Annotated in this window: 20 protein-coding genes; 9 read left to right on the forward strand and 11 right to left on the reverse strand. The window is 71.0% G+C overall.

The annotated features are described in order from the left end of the window. The first annotated feature begins 80 nt into the window (after positions 1 to 80). The 5 genes from hutH to gdhA all read left to right on the forward strand — a co-directional run bounded on the left by hutH (position 81) and on the right by gdhA (position 7,590). Positions 81 to 1,631: a histidine ammonia-lyase gene (hutH, locus tag ACFC79_RS00845; RefSeq protein ID WP_376233369.1), complete on the forward strand. Its 1,551-nt coding sequence runs from the start codon at positions 81 to 83 to the stop codon at positions 1,629 to 1,631. Between the two features lie 725 nt (positions 1,632 to 2,356). Next, positions 2,357 to 3,607 (forward strand): Ig-like domain-containing protein, encoded by a 1,251-nt coding sequence (locus tag ACFC79_RS00850; protein WP_376233371.1) that lies wholly within the window; start codon positions 2,357 to 2,359, stop codon positions 3,605 to 3,607. A 273-nt stretch (positions 3,608 to 3,880) separates the two neighbouring features. Further along, positions 3,881 to 5,446, forward strand: a complete 1,566-nt coding sequence (locus ACFC79_RS00855) for a hypothetical protein (RefSeq protein WP_376234858.1) — start codon at positions 3,881 to 3,883, stop codon at positions 5,444 to 5,446. Between the two features lie 340 nt (positions 5,447 to 5,786). Continuing rightward, entirely contained in the window at positions 5,787 to 5,957 is a 171-nt protein-coding gene (locus ACFC79_RS00860; protein WP_376233374.1) for a hypothetical protein, read from the forward strand. A gap of 253 nt (positions 5,958 to 6,210) precedes the next feature. Continuing rightward, positions 6,211 to 7,590 carry an NADP-specific glutamate dehydrogenase gene (gdhA, locus tag ACFC79_RS00865; protein ID WP_376233376.1) on the forward strand — a complete coding sequence of 460 codons (1,380 nt, stop codon included), beginning with the start codon at positions 6,211 to 6,213 and terminating at the stop codon, positions 7,588 to 7,590. A gap of 337 nt (positions 7,591 to 7,927) precedes the next feature. On the opposite strand, the gene ACFC79_RS00870 is transcribed toward gdhA, so the two are convergent. The 4 genes from ACFC79_RS00870 to ACFC79_RS00885 all read right to left on the reverse strand — a co-directional run bounded on the left by ACFC79_RS00870 (position 7,928) and on the right by ACFC79_RS00885 (position 10,821). Further along, positions 7,928 to 8,587 (reverse strand): class I SAM-dependent DNA methyltransferase, encoded by a 660-nt coding sequence (locus ACFC79_RS00870; RefSeq protein ID WP_376233379.1) that lies wholly within the window; start codon positions 8,585 to 8,587, stop codon positions 7,928 to 7,930. Between the two features lie 246 nt (positions 8,588 to 8,833). Then, positions 8,834 to 9,595 carry an HAD hydrolase family protein gene (locus ACFC79_RS00875; protein WP_376233382.1) on the reverse strand — a complete coding sequence of 254 codons (762 nt, stop codon included), beginning with the start codon at positions 9,593 to 9,595 and terminating at the stop codon, positions 8,834 to 8,836. 9 nt (positions 9,596 to 9,604) lie between these two features. Continuing rightward, positions 9,605 to 10,495 (reverse strand): radical SAM protein, encoded by an 891-nt coding sequence (locus ACFC79_RS00880; RefSeq protein ID WP_376233383.1) that lies wholly within the window; start codon positions 10,493 to 10,495, stop codon positions 9,605 to 9,607. Positions 10,496 to 10,659: 164 nt separating this feature from the next. After that, positions 10,660 to 10,821: a hypothetical protein gene (locus ACFC79_RS00885; protein WP_376233385.1), complete on the reverse strand. Its 162-nt coding sequence runs from the start codon at positions 10,819 to 10,821 to the stop codon at positions 10,660 to 10,662. An 832-nt stretch (positions 10,822 to 11,653) separates the two neighbouring features. Between ACFC79_RS00885 and ACFC79_RS00890 the strand changes: the two genes are divergently transcribed. After that, complete coding sequence (locus ACFC79_RS00890) at positions 11,654 to 12,469, forward strand: helix-turn-helix transcriptional regulator (protein WP_376233387.1); 816 nt, start codon at positions 11,654 to 11,656, stop codon at positions 12,467 to 12,469. Positions 12,470 to 12,489: 20 nt separating this feature from the next. Continuing rightward, on the forward strand, positions 12,490 to 12,696 hold the full coding sequence (locus ACFC79_RS00895; protein WP_376233389.1) for a DUF397 domain-containing protein: 207 nt from the start codon (positions 12,490 to 12,492) through the stop codon (positions 12,694 to 12,696). A 113-nt stretch (positions 12,697 to 12,809) separates the two neighbouring features. Here ACFC79_RS00895 and msrA read toward each other — a convergent pair whose 3' ends face one another. Together msrA and ACFC79_RS00905 are read right to left on the reverse strand one after the other, a co-directional pair. Further along, positions 12,810 to 13,475, reverse strand: coding sequence for a peptide-methionine (S)-S-oxide reductase MsrA (msrA, locus tag ACFC79_RS00900; RefSeq protein ID WP_376233391.1), 666 nt, complete (start codon positions 13,473 to 13,475; stop codon positions 12,810 to 12,812). A 256-nt stretch (positions 13,476 to 13,731) separates the two neighbouring features. Next, entirely contained in the window at positions 13,732 to 14,835 is a 1,104-nt protein-coding gene (locus ACFC79_RS00905) for a hypothetical protein (RefSeq protein WP_376233392.1), read from the reverse strand. Positions 14,836 to 14,902: 67 nt separating this feature from the next. Here ACFC79_RS00905 and ACFC79_RS00910 point away from each other — a divergent pair, with 67 nt between their 5' ends. Next, on the forward strand, positions 14,903 to 16,048 hold the full coding sequence (locus ACFC79_RS00910; protein WP_376233394.1) for a cystathionine gamma-synthase: 1,146 nt from the start codon (positions 14,903 to 14,905) through the stop codon (positions 16,046 to 16,048). 119 nt (positions 16,049 to 16,167) lie between these two features. On the opposite strand, the gene ACFC79_RS00915 is transcribed toward ACFC79_RS00910, so the two are convergent. From ACFC79_RS00915 to ACFC79_RS00925, 3 genes are all read right to left on the reverse strand, one after another. Continuing rightward, the gene (locus ACFC79_RS00915; RefSeq protein WP_376233396.1) at positions 16,168 to 16,416 is read right to left on the reverse strand and encodes a hypothetical protein; all 249 of its coding nucleotides are present in this window, start codon (positions 16,414 to 16,416) and stop codon (positions 16,168 to 16,170) included. Further along, positions 16,413 to 16,919 carry an RNA polymerase gene (locus tag ACFC79_RS00920; RefSeq protein WP_376233398.1) on the reverse strand — a complete coding sequence of 169 codons (507 nt, stop codon included), beginning with the start codon at positions 16,917 to 16,919 and terminating at the stop codon, positions 16,413 to 16,415. Before ACFC79_RS00920 ends, ACFC79_RS00915 begins: the two co-directional genes overlap by 4 nt. Before the next feature lie 72 nt (positions 16,920 to 16,991). Continuing rightward, positions 16,992 to 17,522, reverse strand: coding sequence for a MarR family winged helix-turn-helix transcriptional regulator (locus ACFC79_RS00925; RefSeq protein WP_376233401.1), 531 nt, complete (start codon positions 17,520 to 17,522; stop codon positions 16,992 to 16,994). A 157-nt stretch (positions 17,523 to 17,679) separates the two neighbouring features. On the opposite strand from ACFC79_RS00925, the gene ilvA reads away from it, so the two are divergent. Next, positions 17,680 to 18,909, forward strand: coding sequence for a threonine ammonia-lyase (gene ilvA, locus ACFC79_RS00930; RefSeq protein WP_376233403.1), 1,230 nt, complete (start codon positions 17,680 to 17,682; stop codon positions 18,907 to 18,909). Positions 18,910 to 19,054: 145 nt separating this feature from the next. Here ilvA and greA read toward each other — a convergent pair whose 3' ends face one another. Together greA and ACFC79_RS00940 are read right to left on the reverse strand one after the other, a co-directional pair. Then, complete coding sequence (gene greA, locus ACFC79_RS00935; protein WP_376233406.1) at positions 19,055 to 19,552, reverse strand: transcription elongation factor GreA; 498 nt, start codon at positions 19,550 to 19,552, stop codon at positions 19,055 to 19,057. Between the two features lie 221 nt (positions 19,553 to 19,773). Beyond that, positions 19,774 to 20,190 (reverse strand): DUF4307 domain-containing protein, encoded by a 417-nt coding sequence (locus tag ACFC79_RS00940; protein ID WP_376233409.1) that lies wholly within the window; start codon positions 20,188 to 20,190, stop codon positions 19,774 to 19,776. Between the last annotated feature and the right edge of the window lie 53 nt (positions 20,191 to 20,243).

Below are 20,243 nucleotides of genomic sequence, written 5' to 3' on the forward strand. Positions count from 1 at the left end.
CCTGTCGTGGGCGAGGTCGTAAGGGGCGGACCGCGCACCCACTCGTGACATGACGGGATTCAGTCCGTACGCTGCTGAATATGGATATGCACACAGTCGTGGTGGGGACGTCCGGTACCACGGCCCAGGACGTCATCGCCGTGGCCCGCGACAACGCTCGTGTCGAGCTCTCCGCGGCCGCCGTGAGCGCACTCGCCGCCGCCCGCGAGATCGTCGACGCGCTCGCCGCCAAGCCCGAGCCGGTCTACGGCGTCTCCACCGGATTCGGAGCCCTGGCCACCCGGCACATCGGCCACGACCTCCGCGCACAGCTCCAGCGCAACATCGTCCGCTCGCACGCAGCGGGGATGGGCCCGCGCGTCGAACGCGAGGTCGTGCGCGCCCTGATGTTCCTGCGGTTGAAGACCGTCGCCTCCGGACACACCGGCGTACGCCCCGAGGTCGCGCAGACCATGGCCGACGTTCTCAACGCGGGCATCACCCCCGTTGTCCACGAGTACGGATCGCTCGGCTGCTCCGGCGACCTGGCCCCGCTCTCGCACTGCGCCCTGACCCTGATGGGCGAGGGGGACGCGGAGGGGCCCGACGGCACCGTGCGCCCCGCCGGCGAACTGCTCGCCGCCCACGGCATCACCCCGGTGGAACTGCGTGAGAAGGAGGGCCTGGCCCTCCTCAACGGCACCGACGGCATGCTCGGCATGCTCGTCATGGCGCTCGCCGACCTGAAGACCCTCTACACCTCGGCCGACATCACCGCCGCCCTGTCCCTGGAGGCGCTGCTCGGCACGGACAAGGTGCTCGCCCCGGAACTGCATGCGATCCGCCCGCACCCGGGCCAGGGCGCCAGCGCCGACAACATGCTGCGGGTCCTCGCCGGATCGGGCCTGACCGGTCATCACCAGGACGACGCGCCTCGCGTGCAGGACGCCTACTCCGTGCGCTGCGCACCCCAGGTCAACGGCGCCGGACGGGACACTCTCGCCCACGCCGCGACCGTCGCGGACCGCGAACTCGCCGCCGCCGTCGACAACCCCGTCGTCCTGCCCGACGGGCGGGTCGAGTCCAACGGGAACTTCCACGGCGCACCCGTCGCGTACGTCCTCGACTTCCTGGCGATCGCCGCCGCCGACCTCGGCTCGATCACCGAGCGCCGCACCGACCGGCTGCTGGACAAGAACCGTTCGCACGGGCTGCCGCCGTTCCTCGCCGACGACGCCGGTGTGGACTCCGGCCTGATGATCGCCCAGTACACCCAGGCCGCCCTGGTCAGTGAGATGAAGCGGCTCGCCGTCCCCGCCTCGGCCGACTCCATCCCGTCGTCCGCGATGCAGGAGGACCACGTCTCCATGGGCTGGTCGGCGGCGCGCAAACTGCGTACCGCCGTCGACAACCTCGCCCGGATCATCGCCGTCGAGCTGTACGCGGCGACCCGCGCCGTCGAGTTGCGCGCCGCCCAGGGCCTCACCCCCGCGCCCGCCTCACGGGCCGTCATCGAGGCGCTGCGTGCGGCGGGCGTCGAGGGGCCGGGGCCGGACCGCTTCCTGTCGCCCGACCTGGCCGCCGCGGACACGTTCGTCCGCGCGGGCCGACTTGTCGCCGCGGTCGAACCGGTGACCGGACCGCTGGCCTGACGGGCTCGACGGTTCCCGGCGCCGCACCCGCCGGGAACCGGTGCCGCGACAGGGCGGCAACCCGTGCCGCGGCGGAACGGGAACCGGTGCCGCGACGGGCGGACGTCGGCCTCGCGGCATCGGGCCTCCCGTCGCGGGACCGATCCGGCCGGGAGGCGATCCGGACCGGCCGGCCGGGCGGGCAGGTGGGCGGGCAGGTGGGCGGGTGGCGAGGCGTGTGAGGGCGCCGTGCGTCCGAGCCCTTCGCACGCCGGAGTGTGCGCAGTCCCCGCGTGCCGGAGCGTGCGGAGTGCTTGGGCGCCGGAGCATGCGCAGTCCCGGGCGCCGGGGCATGCGCAGTCCCTGGGCGACACGGTTCGCGCGGTTCCGCGGCGCCGCCTTGGGGAATTCGCGCGGTTCCGCGGCGCCGCCGTGGGGAAGGAGACGGACCACGGCGGGGAAGCGGCGAGGGGCACGGGTCGTGGCGGCGAGACGACGTGGGCCCTTCCCTGCGGAGCGCCGGAGACGCCGACGGCGTCCCCCACCGCGGGAGGGCCTCGTCGCCGGTTCCGCGGACCGCGGCCGACATCGGGAACCGCCGCGGCCCTGAGCGCGTCGATCAGTGTTGTTCCCCACATCCTTCGCGGATGTGGAACGAAGGACCCTATCAATGGGTTCTTGGAACAATGACGGGTTTCGCCGATGGTTCGGCGGCCCCGCTCGGGGTTTTTGGGGATTCGGCAACGATGGAGAAGCGTGTGATGACGGACAGCAAGCGGCGCAAGGGCCTCGTGGCCGCGTCCGCACTGCTCGGTGGCGTACTGATACTCACTGCCTGCAACGACGGCAAGGCCGACGGCGCCGCCGACGGCTCGAAGAAGTCGCAGACGTCCGAGGTCGACAAGGCTGCGGCCGAGGAGACGTCGGAAGCACAGATATCCATCGCGCCCAAGGACGGCACGGACAACGCGAGCATCAACAACGCCGCCAAGGTCACCGTCGCCAAGGGCACGCTGAGCGAGGTCACCATGACCACGTCGACCGGCGCGGCGGTCAAGGGCACGCTCGCCGCCGACGGCAAGAGCTGGAAGCCCGACGCCCAGCTGGAGCGCTCGACCACGTACAAGATCAGCGCGACGGCCAAGGACTCCAAGGGCCGCGAGGCGCACGAGAACTCCTCCTTCACCACCGTGTCGCCCGCCAACAGCTTCATCGGCAACTTCACCCCCGAGGACGGCTCCACCGTCGGTGTCGGGATGCCGGTCTCGATCAACTTCAACAAGCCGATCACGGACCGCAAGGCCGTCCAGGCCGGCATCACCGTGACGTCCAGCAGCGGCCAGGAGGTCGCCGGCCACTGGTTCAACAACCAGCGTCTCGACCTGCGCCCCGAGAACTACTGGCAGGGCGGCTCCACCGTCACGCTGAAGCTGGACCTCGACGGCGTCGAGGGTGCGGACGGCGTCTACGGCGTGCAGCAGAAGACGGTCACCTTCAAGATCGGTCGCAACCAGGTCTCGACGGTCGACGCCAAGACCCACACCATGACCGTCACCCGGGACGGCAAGACGATCAAGACCATCCCGATATCGGCGGGCTCCTCCGCCAACCCCACGTACAACGGGCAGATGGTGATCTCCGAGAAGTACAAGGAGACCCGGATGAACGGTGACACCGTCGGCTTCGGTGGCGAGTACGACATCAAGGACGTTCCGCACGCCATGCGGCTGTCGAACTCCGGCACCTTCATCCACGGCAACTACTGGGGCGCGCGATCGATCTTCGGCAGCGCCAACACCAGCCACGGCTGCGTCGGCCTCCCCGACGTGAAGGGCGCGGGCGACGGCGGCCAGCCCGGCGCCTGGTTCTACGACAACTCCCTCATCGGTGACGTGGTCGTCGTCAAGAACTCCCCGGACAGGACCATCACCCCGGACAACGGCCTCAACGGCTGGAACATGAACTGGGCGGACTGGAAGGCGGGCTCCGCCGCCTGACCGGCGCGCACGCACGCACCGCTTCCTCCCGCGGCACCGAACCCCGTACGAAGGCGGCGGGGCCCCGAATCCTCCTGGATCCGGGGCTCCGCCGCCTTCGGCGTTGCCCGGGACGTACGGGCCGACTCGTCGACCCGCGTCGGCAAGGTCGTAGCGTGTACACCTTGCCGCCCCTGCTCGACCAACGAAACGGAACCGTCCGTGCGCCGCCTCGTGCAGTCCTCTGCCGGGACTACCGAATTGCTCGCCGGGAACCCCCGCACCGACGAACCCGTGCGGGCCGGTGCCTTCCGGCAGCGCTACCGCGTGCCGATCCTGGCCACCGCCCTGTCCGTGCCCCTGTACGCGCTCTGGGCGGCCTTCCTCGCCACCGGCGGCGGAGACCTGGCGGCCCAGGTGTCCTGGACCGACTTCGTGGCGCGGCACCCCGGCGCCCCGTACAACCTGTCCTGGTACGGCGGCATCCACGTCGGCAACTACAGCGTCTTCGCACCGCAGTTGATGGCCCTGCTCGGAGTGCGGACCGTCACCGTCCTCTCCGGAGCGGCCGCCTCCTGGCTGGCGGCGGACCTGTTCGTGCGCAGCGGGATGCGCAGGCCCCTGTGGCCCGCCCTGCTGGCGACGCTGACCCTCTGGTGCAATGTCGCGTCCGGGCGGTCCACCTTCGCCCTGGGCGTGGCCCTCGCCCTTGCCGCCTGCCTGGTGCTGACGGGGACGTCGCGCCGCCCGGTCCTCGCGGGTGTGCTCGGCGCGCTGGCGACGACGGCCAGCCCGGTCGCCGGACTGTTCCTGCTCGTCGCGGGCGCGGGGTGGCTGCTGGACCGGGACTGGCGGAAGGCGGTCGCCCTGTGCGCCCCGCCCGCCGTCGTCGTCGGACTCACCACCCTGGTGTTTCCCTTCGGTGGCGAGATGCCGATGTCGCCCGGCGATGTCTGGAAGCCGGTCCTCTTCGGCGTTCTGCTCCTCGCGCTGGCGCCGCGCGAATGGCGGGCGCTGCGCCACGGCGCCTGGGTCTACGCGGTCGGGGTCGTGCTGACCTTCCTCGTTCCGTCGCCGGTCGGGTCGAACGTCGTACGCCTCGCCGAACTGTTCGCTGCCCCGGTCCTGCTCGCCGCGATCCTGGCCCACGGGGTGCGGACCTGGCGGAGGGTCGCCCTCGCCGCCGCCCTGGTGCTGTCCGTGCAGTGGGTGTCGGAGCACGCCGTCCACGTGCTGGAGATGTCGACCCCCGTCCCGGCATGGGCCGCGGATGCGGAGGGGGTGGTGGCCGCCCTGGACCGCCTCGGCGCCGACCGCACCCGCGTCGAGGCCGTACCGGCGGTCGACCACCGGGAGACGACCGTCCTCGGCCCGCACGTCGACCTGGCCCGCGGCTGGAACCGCCAGATCGACCTGGAGCGCGGGGCGCTCTTCTACGACGGGACCTTCTCCGCCGCGACCTACCGCGCCTGGCTCGACCGCTGGGCGGTGGGGTACGTCGTCCTGCCGGACGGCACCCCGGACTGGGCGGCGGAGGAGGAGGCCGCCCTCGTCCGCGGCCGACCGGACTGGCTGCGGCTCGTGTGGCACGACGCCCACTGGCGCGTCTACCGGGTCGAGGAGGCGACGCCCCTGGTGACGGGCGCCGGCGCGTCCGTCGTCGGCCGGGACGGCGCCGACCTCGTCGTACGGGTCCGCGAACGCGGGCCGGTGACCGTCCGCATCGCCTACTCGCCCTGGCTGCGGTCGAACGCCGGATGCCTGGAGCGCGCGGGGCAGTGGACCCGGCTGAGGGCGCCGGCGGCCGGTGAGTACCGGATCGGCTCCTCGTACCGGCCGCCCTGGCGGGGGAAGTGCTGAGGTGGGGCGGGGGCCGACGCGCGGACCGGGGGCGGGCAGGACGCCGGGTCGGCCACCGGGGCCCGAGGGGCGGGCGGGACGCCGGGTCGGCCACCGGGGCCCGAGGGGCGAGGGGTCGGGGCGGGGCCGCCACCGAAGGACCGGGGGCCGGGGAGGAAAGAGGGGCCACCGAAGGACCGAGGGGCCGGGGGAGGAGCGAGGAGCCGGAGAGCCGAGGGGCATCGAAGAGGAGAGGGCATGGTGGAGCCTGCTGTACCCCCTTTCCGGGAGGGCGCTCCCTCGTACCGGACCCGCCCCGCCCGCGACGATGGAGACCTCGCCGAACACGGAGGAAACCGTCATGAAGTCGCTGCTGTGGACCGCCCTCGTCGCCGCCCTCGCCGCCAATGTCTTCGCCAGCCTGGGCATGCCCCGGGAAGGCGCGCAGATCGTCCTGAGCGTGGTGTCCGGCGTGATCGTCCTCGGAGCCGGTGCGGGCCTGTGGATGCTGCGCGAACGCCACGACGCCTGAGAGATTGACCGCTTATGTCGCGAATTGGCGGGCAGCTTCAGGGCAGATCGGGCCCACTATGTGGATGCAGTTCCGCGTCGCGCGGAGCCACTGGGACAATCGATGTGCCACAACGGTTCTGTACGTCGTCTTCGTGAGCCGCCGAGCGTGCGATGTCTGGGCGACGCCCTCAATGGGGAGGGGGGACCGCTGGTGTCCCCCGGGACGGGGGCACCTTCGCGCGCGACGCCGACCCATGGAAGGTCTTGATCAGATGCAGACCACCCCTGAACCCGTCACCCCCCACGCCGCCGAGAGCCGCATCATCGAGCCCCTGTACGCGGAGGTCCTCCGCCGCAACCAGGGCGAGAAGGAGTTCCACCAGGCGGTGCGGGAGGTCCTGGAGACCCTCGGCCCGGTCCTCGCCAAGCGGCCGGAGTTCGTGGACGCCCGGATCATCGAGCGGGTTTGCGAGCCGGAGCGCCAGCTCATCTTCCGCGTGCCGTGGTCGGACGACTCCGGCGACATCCACGTGAACCGCGGCTTCCGCGTCGAGTTCAGCAGCTCGCTCGGCCCGTACAAGGGCGGACTGCGCTTCCACCCCTCGGTCAACCTCGGCATCGTGAAGTTCCTCGGCTTCGAGCAGATCTTCAAGAACGCGCTCACCGGCATGCCCATCGGCGGCGGCAAGGGCGGTGCGGACTTCGACCCGAAGGGCCGCTCCGACGCCGAGATCATGCGGTTCTGCCAGTCGTTCATGACCGAGCTCCATCGTCACCTCGGCGAGTACACCGACGTCCCCGCCGGTGATATCGGCGTCGGCGGCCGCGAGATCGGCTACCTGTTCGGCCAGTACAAGCGGATCACCAACCGCTACGAGTCCGGCGTCCTCACCGGAAAGGGTCTGGGCTGGGGCGGCGCCCAGGCGCGCACCGAGGCCACCGGCTACGGCTGCGTGCTCTTCACCGCCGAGATGCTGCGCAGCCGCGGCGAGTCCCTCGACGGCCAGCGCATCGCCGTCTCCGGCTCCGGCAACGTCGCGATCTACGCGATCGAGAAGGCCCAGCAACTCGGCGCGACCGTGGTGACCTGCTCCGACTCCAACGGTTACGTCGTGGACGAGAAGGGCATCGACCTCGCCCTGCTCAAGGAGATCAAGGAGGCCGGACGCGGCCGGGTCTCGGACTACGCGGAGCGCCGCGGCGCGCACGCCACGTACGTCCCGGGCGCCGGCGTGTGGAACGTCCCCTGCGACGTCGCGCTGCCCTGCGCCACCCAGAACGAACTGCACGAGGCCGACGCCGTGGCCCTGGTCGGCAACGGTGTGAAGGCGGTCGCCGAGGGCGCCAACATGCCCACCACGCCGGAGGCCGTGCGCGTCCTCCAGGAGGCGGGCGTCGCCTTCGCCCCCGGCAAGGCCGCCAACGCGGGCGGGGTGGCCACCAGCGCCCTGGAGATGCAGCAGAACGCCTCGCGCGACTCGTGGACCTTCGCCCACACCGAGGAGCGCCTCGCGGAGATCATGCGCCACATCCACGACTCCTGCTACACCACCGCCGAGCGCTACGGCAGCCCCGGCAACTACGTGGTCGGCGCCAACATCGCCAGCTTCGAACTGGTCGCGGACGCGATGCTGGCGCAGGGGCTCATCTGACCCCACCGCCGCCCCGGTACCGTTCCGCCCCGGCACCGGTCCGGTCCGGCACTGTTCCGCCCCGGTACCGTTCCGGTCCGGCACTGTTCCGCCCCGGTACCGTTCCGCCCCGGTACCGTTCCGCCCCGGTACCGTTCCGGCCCGGTCGCCCCGCGCGGCCGGGCCGGAACGATGCGTTCGGGGCGCCGGACCGGGCCGGGCCGGGCCGGAACGGCGCGCGCCGCGCGAGCGCGGGTGGCACGGCCAGGGCCTCCGCCCGCGCCACCACCCGTTCCCGCACCCGCCCTGCGCCCGTCGCCCTACGGCCGTCGCCCGTCGCCCGTCGCGGGAGAGCGGATCACCCCGGTTGCCCGCCCCTGCGCATCAGCAGATGTCCCCGGCGGAACCGTTCCCCCTCCAGCGGCTCCCGCAGCATCCGGCCGATCTCGACGAACCCGGCCGCGCCGGCCAGCTTCGCGAGGTCGTCGATCGGCCACCGGTAGGCCGTCGTCACCTTGTGGTCGAACGCAGTGACCGGCTCACCCTCCGCCTCGAAGAACCCGAGCAGGAGGTGGCCGCCCGGCGCGAGCACCCGCCCGAACTCGGCGAAGTACGGGGGCAGTTCGCCCGGCGGGACGTGAATGACCGAGTACCAGGACACGATGCCGCTCAGCGCGCCGTCCGTCAGGCCCAGGTCCGCGAGGGTAGCCATGGAACCCACCTCGAACCGCAGGTCCGGATACGCCTCGCGGGCCAGATCGATCATCACCGGCGACAGGTCGACGCCGAACACGTCGAGCCCCAAGTCCCGCAGATGCGCGGTGAGATACCCCGGACCGCACCCCAGCTCGGCGACGGTACCGGGCCCCTGCGCCCGCGCCACCTCCGCGAACGCGGCGAGTATCGCGCGGTCCAGCGGGAGTTCGTCGAGCGAGTCGCGGGCCAGGTCGAAGTACAGGGCGGCGACGTCGTCGTAGGCGTGCGCCGTCGCGTCGAGGTATGAGGTCGGTCGGGTCATGGGCGACGAGACTAGAGCGTTCCCCGTCACGCCCGCGAACGCACTTCCGGAACCGGCGACTCCATCGGCCCGTTCCGGCCGACTCCCGACTCCCGACTCCCGACTCCCGACTCTCGCCTGCGCACGCGGAAAGGCAGCTGCGCCCCGGCCCGGTCCACGTCCCGAGGCGCCGACTCACGACACCGGACCACGACTCCGGACCACGGCACCGACTCGTGACGCCGACTCGCGCCTCCGGCCGGTGATTCAGACCGCCTCGGCCAGCAACGAGATTTCCGCCGCGACTGCCTCCGGGGTGGCCGCCACGGTGAACTGAGCGACATCGTCCAGGCTCGGATGCGAGCCGACACGTACGGCCCGTTCGGCGTTCCGCAGCAGATCGAAGTCGTTGATGTCGTTGCCGAACGCGATGTACGCGCCGGTTCCCAGCGACGTCAGGGCCTCCCACTTCGTCGTCGAACCCGGTGCGAAGTCGATGATGGCCTCGTCGAGGTGGTGGTTGACCGTCAGCCCCAGCCGACGGCCGGCCTCGGCGAGTTCCGCCATGTCCGAGGCACCCACGACGAGGAACTTCACAACCTCGGGAAGGTCGGCGATATCCACCATCCTCGCGAGGTTTCCCTGATCGACACGGCCCCGAATCGGGTGGTCCACGGGCCCGGTGTACGCGTAGTCCCAGGGCCCGTCGGCGAGATAGGTCGCTCCGTACTTCCCGACCACGTCCATCAGCGCGCCGAATCCGGCGGGATCGAACGAGGCACGGGCCCGAACCTCGCTGCCTACCGAGACGAGGCTCCCGTTCCCGCCGATCAGGGTGGCGGACGGAAAGGCCCCGTCGAGCACCGGTAGAAGGTCTCGGACGGGCCGGGCGGAGGCGAAGACCACGTCATACCCGATGCGCTCGCACGCACCGATCGCCGTGAGGATTCGATCGTCGATGGTCCGTCCGTCGAAGCAGAGCGTGCCGTCGATGTCGAACACCATGGTGCGGGCGCCAGATCCGAACATCATCGGATTCTATCCGGCCGACCGGTGGCCGGGGCGTGACTTGGGATTACACGCGGTGGTGTTCGCCGGGTCACAGTCGCTGCTGTCGTCGGGCGGACAGGCGTCCTGGGCGGGCAGCGGAACCCGGGCCGCGAGATCCGCCCACGCTTCCCCGCCCAGCAGTTCCGCCAACCGCATCTCACGCACGTTCCCCACCGGGAAGTCCCGCGCCAGCACGCACCCCGCCAGGTCCCCGTTCGGCAGCACAGCCGCCCGCCCACGCGTGCACCGCCCGCACATCTCGTCCAGCGTCGGAGACTGCCCCGGCAGCAACGCCCGCCCCACCGCACGCGCACGGTCCACGTTGATCCGGGACACCCCCATCGATTGCAGTTCGGCACGAGCCTGCTCGACCCGCTGTCCCGGGAGGACTTCCACGATTCCGGCCCGGACCGTCACGCCCCGGTTCACTGCCTCCCGGATGTTGCACAGAGTCCGGACGTAGCTCCCGCTCCGGCCCGTGATCGTGTCGTGTTCGGCCGGATCGTTGCTGTAGTAGCTGGTCGCCAGCGTCACCGCCGGATGCGTGAAGATGTCCCACCACGCCTCATGCACCGTGTACAGGTTGCTGTACACCTCCACCTGACGCCCGAGCGACAGCGCGTGTTCGGCCAGGTCCCGCCAGTGCGGGTGAACTGTCGGTTCCCCACCGATGATCTGAATCGTCCGGATGCCCAGCGCGGCGGCATCGGAGATCACCGTCCACCAGTCATCGAGGGTCATGCTCCCGTGACTCGCCTGCGGACTCGACTCCGACAGGCAGTGGGAGCAGGAGAGTTGGCATTTCCCGGTGATCTCCAGCTCCAAAGACTGGATGCTGCCCACCGGCTCACGAGCCGGTAACTCGACGAACGTGGTCATGTTGCTGTGTCCTCTCTGCTGAGTGGTGCACTGCGTTTACCGACCCGCCCCGCCGCCTGCACAACGGCGAGGCGGAGGATCAAGTGGGCCCCGTCGCTCCGTCACCCGGAAGGGCGGGGCCCGGACCCTTCACAGAGCCCTGATGCGGCGCGGAAATCGCGCCCCTACTGTTCTCCTCGTTGCTGGTAGGCGATGTGCTCGGCCAAGGCATCGAGCTGACGGCAGTGGTAGTGGGTCCCCGGCGACAGCCGTCGCAACTCCGCTTCCCACGGCCGCCCACCGGGCCGCACGACCATGGCCCGAGTGCCACGGACATGGATCACCATGCAAGGCATCTCCTTGGCCCGGTCGAACACCACCTGACCGGGCCGCAATTGTCGCGCCGACGTGAACACCGGCACCTGCGCCGGGAGAGTGCACCCCTGCACCGCAGGCGACGACGACCGGGGCGACGCCGCAGGCAGACTGGTCCCTCGGGACTCCATCACAGCCTCCAGAACTCGCGCCGGGCATTCTCGTCACAGACGCGAGCCCGAAGTTCCAGAAGTACGGGGCTGTCCGCTTTCACCGGCTGAACAGGGCCGTCAGGACACCCGGGCGCCCCGCACTCACACGGCGGAAAGGCCACCGACGACCGCCACGGACAATCCGCCTCTTCCCACGCCTCGGAGTCCGTCACCGCACCATCACCCCGTGGATGACGCGAGGGCCCACGTCGATCCCGTGGAGGGCCAGCCAGAGCGTCCACCGCCTCTGACGACACAGGCGGCTGTCAGTGCTCCCGTGCCGGTTCTGGCTACGCGTTCGAACTAAGCGAACGGTGAGACCAGCGAAGGTTTGGACGATAAGGTTGAACATGTCAGCGCTCCTCTACAGCGTTGGCCGCTCCCGGGACGGGTACCGCCGTCGCCGGGAATTTTCATGGGCGGGCATGCCCCATCAAGACTCTTCACCGTCACTAGCCATCAACGGTAAGTAGCCATGCATAGGATGCATGCGCGGAGCTGTAGAACGCAAGGGTTGCGAAATGCTTCATGGCGTTTCGTCAAGTTGAGGTGATGGACGGTCACCGATCAGACTCACGGGTATCACCGAGTCAGGAGGGTGCACACCGTGTCCGATAGGCGACAGAACCCACCCACCGTCAGGCTTCGACGCTTGGCGGCTGAACTTCGGCGCCTGCGCGCCGCAGCGGCCTTGACGCGTGAGGAGGTCACCGAGCGCACCGGCATCAACACCGCGACGCTGTACCGAATCGAGAAGGCGCGTGCCCGTCCGCAGAAACGCACTCTGCAAGCACTCCTGGACTTGTACGAAGCGACGGAGGTGCAACGGGCCGACTTGTTGACCATGCAGAGCGGGTCACAGGGGCAAGGCTGGTTGAGGCCGTATCACTCCGAGTTGCCCGAGGAGTACACCGCTTACATCGGGTTCGAGGCCGAGGCCCGAACAGTACGCAACTACGAATCTCTCTTCATTCCAGGGCTGGCCCAGACCGAGAGCTACGCACGAGCCGTGATCAAGGGTGTGTTGCCCACCGCAAGTCAGAAGGAAGTCGATCAGCGCGTGCAAGCCCGCATCGAACGACAGGCGGTACTCACCAAGAGCAGCCCGCTTCAGCTATGGGCGATCATGGACGAAGCCGCCATACGCCGGATGGTCGGCGGGCGCGCGGTGATGCGCGAACAGACCCAACACCTTGTCCGCCTTGCAGAGGAGCCGCATGTGACCTTGCAGCTCATCCCGTTCGGAACAGGCGCCCATGCCGGGATGACCGGCAGTTTCGTTCACATGGACTTCCCCGACGCTCAAGACCCGGAACTGGTCTACGTCGACACTCCAGCGGGAGACCTGTTCCTGGAGTCCGAGGCAGAGATCCGGCGGTACAAGTCCATGTTTGAGCACCTGCAAGCCGTCGCGCTGGGGCCGGACGACAGCGCTCTTCTGCTGGATAGTGTGTGCCGAACAGAGTGATCGAGAGAAGGTGTCTGGAAGTGCAGTACGAGCCCTCAGAGTTGGATTGGCGAACGAGCAGCTACAGCAGCGGGAACGGCCAGTGTGTCGAGGTCGCTGCCGTCAGGAACGGCGACAGTGTGGTTCCGGTTCGTGACACTAAGAACCGAGGTCGTGTCATCACCTTCAGCGGTCGCAGTTGGCGAGCGTTCGTTGCTGAGGTGAAGACTGCGGACAACACTGACTGAACGTCGCACCTACAGGTTCAGCAAATCTCCGCAGAGGGACGCGCCCGCTCTGCCCTACTGGCAAAGATGTGCCCGCCGACCAGGAGCAGGTGGGCGGGCACCCTCGGGGCTTGTTACTCGCCTGCCGGGGCGATCCCCACAGGGCATGCGACGCCCGTGCCGCCGATCCCGCAGTAGCCCGCCGGGTTCTTGTCCAGGTACTGCTGGTGGTATGCCTCGGCGGGCCAGAAGGTGCGGTCCTCGGCCGGGAGGATCTCGGTGGTGATCGTGCCGTGGCCGGAGGCCGTGAGGACCTTCTGGTAGGCATCGCGGGATGCCTCGGCGGCGGCTGCCTGCTCGGGGGAGTGGGTGTGGATCGCCGAGCGGTACTGCGTGCCCACGTCGTTGCCCTGGCGGAAGCCCTGCGTGGGGTCGTGGGACTCCCAGAACAGCTTCAGCAGCTCACCGTACGAGACGGTGCGCGGGTCGAAGACGACGCGGACCGCCTCCGTGTGGCCGGTCAGGCCCGAGCAGACCTCGTCGTACAGGGGGTTCTGCGTGTAGCCGCCCTGGTAGCCGACGAGGGTCGTCCAGACGCCGTCCGTCTGCCAGAACTTGCGCTCGGCGCCCCAGAAGCAGCCCAGCGCGAAGTCTGCGACCTCAAGGCCCTCCGGGTACGGGCCCAGCAGTGGGTTGCCGAGGACCGTGTGGAGGGACGGGACGGAGAATTCGGCGGTGGGGCGGCCCTTCAGCGCCTCCTGGGGGGTGGGCAGCTGCGGGGTGCGGCGGTGCAGGAACATGCGGGGCTCCTCGGGACGGGGTATGTGGGGAGAACGCGGGGAGGGCGCGGGGGATTCCGGTGCCCTCCCGAGGCGTACGGCCCGGGGGTGTCGTGGGCGGACCCGGGCGGGGGCAACGGCGGTCGGCTTCCGGCCTCGCCGTGCGGTCCTTCCGCCCCCGCCATGCGGTCCTTCCGGCCCGCCCCGGTTCCTGCCAGGGCGGCGGGGCCGTTTTCGGTTCCTGTCGGGGCCACGGCGGCGGGGCCCGTTCCGGCTGCTATCGCGGCAGCGTCGCCGGGTTGCCGCCGTTGGCCTCGTAACCGGCGACCGCCAGTGCCCGGTGGACGGTGTACTCGGCGGCCGGGTCGGGGCTCTGGGTCCACGGCAGCGCGCCCACGTGGCCGTCGATGTGGACGATCTGGTTCATCGCCTCCGACCAGCGCTCCATCCGGACGAGGAAGAAGACGAGGAGGTGGCGGACGTGGGCGAGCATCGGATCGTCCGGGCGGGCCGCGTGCACCGCGAACAGGGCGCCCTCGACCGCCTTGGTCACCACCGCGCTCCGGTAGAAGCCCTGCACGAGATTGACCTCGGGCAGGTGCTCGTACACGGCGAAGAGCGGCAGGGCCGCCAGCAGCGAGCCGTGCGGGGCGCGGGCGGCGGCGGTGGTGGCGAAGCGGTCGGCCTCCTCGCGGGAGCCGTGCCACTTCTCGCACCAGTAGTGCAGTGCGGCGAGGTGCGCGCCCATGTGGGCCGGGGCGCGGTCGATCACCTTCGCCCAGAGGAGGTCGAACTCCTCGTGGGAGTAACCCAGCCCACGGGCGACGGCCAGTTCGACGAGGTACGGGACCGGGTCGCCGGGGGCCAGCAGCGCGGCTTCGCCGCAGACCGTACGGGCCTCCTCCAGGATGATCCGGAAGTCGTCGGTGCCCGCCGTGGACGAGCGCCACGCCTGCTGGACCAGGAACTCGGCGTGCACCGCGGCACCGCCCGCGTCCTTCGGCGCCTCGGCCCGCCAGGCGCGCAGCCAGGCGCCACCGACCCCGGGACGCTCCGCCAGCTCCAGCGAGGCGGCACCGGCGAACGCCTGCACGCGCTGCCAGCGCACCTCGCCCTCCGCGGGCGTGCCGGCCAGCAGCTGCGAGGCGGCCCGCCACTCCTGGGAGCGCTGCACCACGTCGAGCACGTCGAGGAGATCCTGGTCCGGTCCCGGCAGTCGGATGTCCAGCTCCTCCTGGCGCACGAAGCCGTAGGCGTCCGGATCGGCAGCATCCGGCGAACCCGGCGCGACCTGCCGGATTCCGCCGCGGCGGCGCAAGACGAACGGGCCGACGACCGCGGCGAGCATGCACAGCGCGATCAGGAACCACAGAATCTCCATGCCCCCATTGTCACCGGACGGCGCGATGGCCCGGTGGGCGCCCTCCCGACGAACTACGCTCGGCCCCATGAGCGACCAGCACAACTTCGAAACCCTCGCGATCCACGCCGGAAACACCGCCGATCCCCTCACCGGCGCCGTGGTTCCGCCCATCTACCAGGTGTCCACGTACAAGCAGGACGGCGTGGGCGGACTGCGCGGCGGCTACGAGTACAGCCGCAGCGCCAACCCGACGCGCACCGCCCTGGAGGACAACCTCGCGGCGCTGGAGGGCGGCCGCCGGGGCCTCGCCTTCGCCTCCGGCCTCGCCGCCGAGGACTGCCTGCTCCGTACCCTGCTCACCCCCGGCGACCACGTGGTCATCCCGAACGACGCCTACGGCGGCACGTTCCGGCTGTTCGCGAAGGTCGTCTCGCGGTGGGGCGTGGAGTTCTCGGTGGCCGACACCTCCGACCCGGCGGCGGTACGGGCGGCGATCACCCCGCGCACCAAGGCGGTATGGGTGGAGACCCCGTCCAACCCGCTGCTCGGCATCACCGACATCGCCGCGGTCGCCCAGGTGGCCCGCGAGGCGGGTGCGCGTCTGGTCGTCGACAACACCTTCGCCAGCCCGTACCTCCAGCAGCCGCTCTCCCTGGGCGCCGACGTGGTGGTGCACTCCACCACCAAGTACATGGGTGGCCACTCGGACGTCGTCGGCGGCGCGCTGATCACCGATGACGCCGCGCTGGCCGAGGAACTGGCGTACCACCAGAACGCCATGGGCGCGGTGGCCGGACCGTTCGACGCGTGGCTGGTGCTGCGCGGGATCAAGACCCTCGCGGTCCGCATGGACCGGCACACCGAGAACGCCACGAAGATCGCCGACCTGCTGACCCGTCACCCGAAGGTCACCCAGGTCCTCTACCCGGGACTGCCCGAGCACCCCGGCCACGAGGTCGCCGCCAAGCAGATGAGGGCGTTCGGGGGCATGGTGTCCTTCCGCGTCGCGGGCGGCGAGGAGGCGGCGGTCCAGGTCTGCAACCGGGCGAAGCTGTTCACCCTCGGGGAGTCGCTGGGCGGCGTCGAGTCCCTGGTCGAGCACCCGGGCCGGATGACGCACGCCTCGGCGGCGGGCTCCCCGCTGGAGGTCCCGGCCGACCTGGTCCGGATCTCCGTCGGCATCGAGTCCGCCGACGACCTGATCGCCGACCTGACGCAGGCACTCGGCTGACCTGGCGCATCACCGGTACCACTCGTCACCGGTACCACCCGCACCACCCGCACCTGCCCGGAGGGCCCCACGGTTCTCCGGGCAGCCCCCTTTGCTGCTCGCGCCGCTCCCGCAGGCTCTCACCAGCCGCCCACCGGGGTCGTGGCGGCGGGCGGCGGCTGCCACGGCCGTGCCGTCACCGCCCACACGGTGAACGCGACCACCGCGGCGAACGCCACCAGCAGCAGGAACCGGCGGGCCAGGCGCCCGAGGCGCAGCAGCGCGCCACCGCGTGCGGCGGCCCGTCGCGCCAGATCGGCGGGCACCTGCGGGTGCGGGCCCTCCAGCAGGCGCCGGACCTCGTCCTCCTGGTTGCTCCGCCGGCTCATGACACCGCCCTCGTCGACGGCCGCAGCCACCACCGGGCCGTGGGCCGACGGGTGCCGCGCAACGTCGCCACCGAGCGGTTGCAGACCGCCCGGAGCCGGTCCGCCGGAAGCCCCAGCAGCGCCGCGGCCTGCTCCTCCGCGACCCCCTCGTACAGCCGCAGCACCAGCACCAGACGCTCCTGCGGGGTCAGCGGGTCCAGCGGCCCGCCGCGCGGCCGGTGATGCCGCCAGACCTCACGGGCGAACCGGACGACCAGTTCCTGCCGGGTGCGGTCGTACGGGTCCTCGCCGTGCAGCCGGTCCCACCGCGCGTACGTGCACGCCAGCGCGGCCGTCAGCAGCCGCAGGGCCCGCGGGTTCGCACCGGGCGGTCGCAGCGGCTCGGTGGTGAGCAGCGTGGCCGTGTGCAGCAGGCGGCCGGCCGCGCCCGCCACGAAGGAATCGAATTCCTGGGCGCGGCGCCGCTCCCGGCCCGCTCTGCGCTCTCCCCGCACAGTGCTCATACGAGACCCTGTGCGGTTCGACGGTCAAGAGGTGTGCGCCGTCCGGCGCCGCCGGGCGGGCCCGGCGGGTGGTCAGCCGGCCGGGGGAGCCTGGTGCGCGGCCTGCCGGGCCGCCAGCGCCGAGTTGAACCGGGTCAGCAGCGCGCAGAACGTCTCGCGCTCCTCCGCCGTCCAGCCGTCCGTCACCTGGGTCATGAGCTCGCGCCGGGAGTCGCGCACCTCGCCCAGCCGCGCCAGGCCGCGCGGGGACAGCTGGAGCACGACGGCACGGCCGTCCTCCGGGTGCGAGGTGCGCTTGACCAGACCGGTGTCGACGAGCGGCGCGACCTGCCGGGTCACGGTCGAGGAGTCGATGCCCATGCCCGCGGCCAGGGCCTTGACACCCATCGGGCCCTCCCGGTCCAGCCGGTTGAGCAGCAGATAGGCGGCCCGGTCCATCGAATTGCGCACCTGGCCGACACCACCGAGGCGGGTCTGCTCGGCACGGCGGGCGAACACCGCGACCTGGTGCTGGAGCACGTCGAGAACGTGCTCGGGTTCCGTGGACTCGGGGGCGGCGCCCCCGGAAGGAGACGCAGCTGTCGTCATGTCCTGAGGGGGCATGGCCGGGAGCTCTCTTCGTGCGGTGTCGGATGGGTGGGGGACAGAGTACGCGGCCACCGGGCAACGCGTACCAGTGCTGCGCAAACCCGTGGACACCGGTGCAGGACGGGACCGCTGCCGGGCGTACGGCACGCTGCCGGGCTGCGAGACTTGCGGTATGGACTTCCGCGTGCCCGACCGGCTGCCCCCGCTCATCCTCGACGACGTGCGCGGGGCGCAGAAGATGCTCTCCGGGGTGGCCAGGGTGACGCCGATGGAGGGCAGCCGGCACCTGACGGAGCTCGTGGGCGCGCCGGTCCACTTCAAGTGCGAGAACCTCCAGCGGACGGGTTCGTTCAAGCTGCGCGGCGCGTACGTGCGGATCGCCGGGCTGTCCCCGGTCGAGCGGGCGGCCGGGGTCGTCGCGGCGAGCGCGGGGAACCACGCGCAGGGCGTCGCGCTCGCCTCCTCGCTGCTCGGCGTGGGCTCGACGGTCTTCATGCCGGTCGGGGCGCCGCTGCCGAAGGTGGCCGCGACCCGTCAGTACGGGGCCGAGGTCCGGCTGCACGGCCAGGTCGTCGACGAGACGCTGGCCGCCGCCCAGGAGTACGCGCGGGAGACCGGCGCGGTCTTCATCCACCCCTTCGACCACCCCGACATCATCGCCGGGCAGGGCACGGTCGGTCTGGAGATCCTCGAACAGTGCCCCGAGGTGCGCACCGTCGTCGTCGGGGTCGGCGGCGGCGGTCTCGTCGCGGGCGTCGCGCTGGCGGTGAAGGCGCTCCGGCCCGACGTGCGGATCGTGGGCGTGCAGGCGGCGGGCGCGGCAAGCTATCCGCCGTCGCTGGCCGTGGGCCACCCGGTGTCGATCGGCCCGCTGAACACGATGGCGGACGGCATCAAGGTGGGGCGGCCCGGGGACGTGCCGTTCGAGCTGGTGCGGGACCTCGTCGACGAGGTCCGCACGGTCTCCGAGGACGAACTGTCCAGTGCCCTGCTGCTCTGCCTGGAGCGGGCGAAGCTGGTCGTGGAACCGGCGGGCGCGAGCCCGGTCGCGGCGTTGCTGAGCGATCCGAAGGCGTTCCGCGGACCGGTGGTGGCACTGCTGTCGGGCGGCAACATGGACCCGTTGCTGATGCAGCGCGTCCTGACCCATGGCATGGTGGCGGCCGGCCGCTATCTGAGCCTGCGGCTGCGGCTGGCCGACCGGCCCGGCGCGCTGGCCACGCTGCTGGGCGTGCTCACGACGGTCGACGCGAATGTGCTCGACATCGGCCATGTGCGGACCGACCCCCGGCTCGGGCTCACCGAGGTCGAGGTGGAGCTGCACCTGGAGACGAAGGGGCCGGAGCACTGCGAGGAGGTCTCGGCGGCCCTGCGCGCGGCCGGATACCTGGTGATGGGCTGAGGGCTGATTCCTCGGGCCGGGACGCGCGGGGGACACGGCCGAGCCGCCGGTCCGAGGGGACCGGCGGCTCGTGGGGTGTGCCCTCGCACCCGGCGTCGCACGACGGACGGCGGTGCGGGGCGCGCCCCCGTGTCGGTGGTGCGGGTCAGCCGGTGTAGGGCTTCGCCTCAAGGATCTTCACGGTGGCCGTCCTGCCGTTCGGCAGCTCGTACTCGGCATTGTCACCGGTGCGCTTGCCGTTCACGCCGGTGCCGAGCGGCGACTGCGGGGAGTACGTCTCGATGTTCGAGCTCGCGTACTCGCGGGAGGCGAGCAGGAAGGTCAGGGTGTCGTCCGGGTCGCCGTCGAAGGCGATCGTGACGACCATGCCGGGCTCCACGATGCCGTCGTCGGCGGGCGGCTCGCCGACCTTCGCGTGCTCCAGGAGCTGGGTGAGCTGGCGCACGCGCAGCTCCATCTTGCCCTGCTCCTCCTTGGCCGCGTGGTACCCGCCATTCTCCCGGAGGTCACCCTCCTCACGGGCCGCCGCGATCTTTACGGAGATTTCCGTGCGCGCGGGACCAGACAGGTACTCCAGCTCGGCCTTGAGCTGGTTGTACGCCTCCTGCGTGAGCCAGGTGACGTTTTCGCTGGTCTGGGTCACAGGTGCTCCTCGTCGGTACTGGGAATACAAAGCATCGCCCTACCCGTAAGCATGTGCCCCTACGGGTGGGCGAAACCACGAGCCTAACAATTCGCCGGGAAAAGGGGGAGAAGGTTAATCGCACGGACCTTGCGCAGCCGGTCGTCGGGGCCGGGTACGCGCAGGTCGCAGGGGGTTCGGCGGGTCGCCGCAAGGCGTTCGGCGCCGCCGGGTGGGGTGGGTCAGTCCGCAGCCCCGCCGTCGGTGGTGCAGCCCACCAGCTCGACACTGGTCGCCCGGCCGGCCGTCCGCAGCGACACGATCCTGTCGATGCGGTCCGCGCGATCGTCGAAGCGGAACTCCTTGCGGGCCACGTCACTGCCGTCCTCGCGCTGGGCGCGCAGGGTGCAGTAGCCCTTGGCGTCCTTGTCCTTGCGGACTTCCAGGTGGACGTCGATCCGCTCGTCCGAGACGATCTTCCGCTTGATCATCTCGGCGCTGATCTGCTGCCCGGCGATGTAGTCGTAGCCGATCCAGCCGACCAGCCCGAGCAGGGCGACACCCAGCACCGAACCGATGATCCTGAGCTTGCGGTCGGCGCGCTCGTCCGCGGAGCGGCCGTAGCGGTTCTCCGGAAGCGCGTCGCGCACCGCAGTCATGATCGTTCCTCCCGTGCCGGGGATCGAGGAATTTTCCGCCCCCCGGTTCGGTC

The sequence above is a fragment of the Streptomyces sp. NPDC056061 genome (assembly GCF_042266885.1).
In the GTDB taxonomy this organism is placed as follows: domain Bacteria; phylum Actinomycetota; class Actinomycetes; order Streptomycetales; family Streptomycetaceae; genus Streptomyces.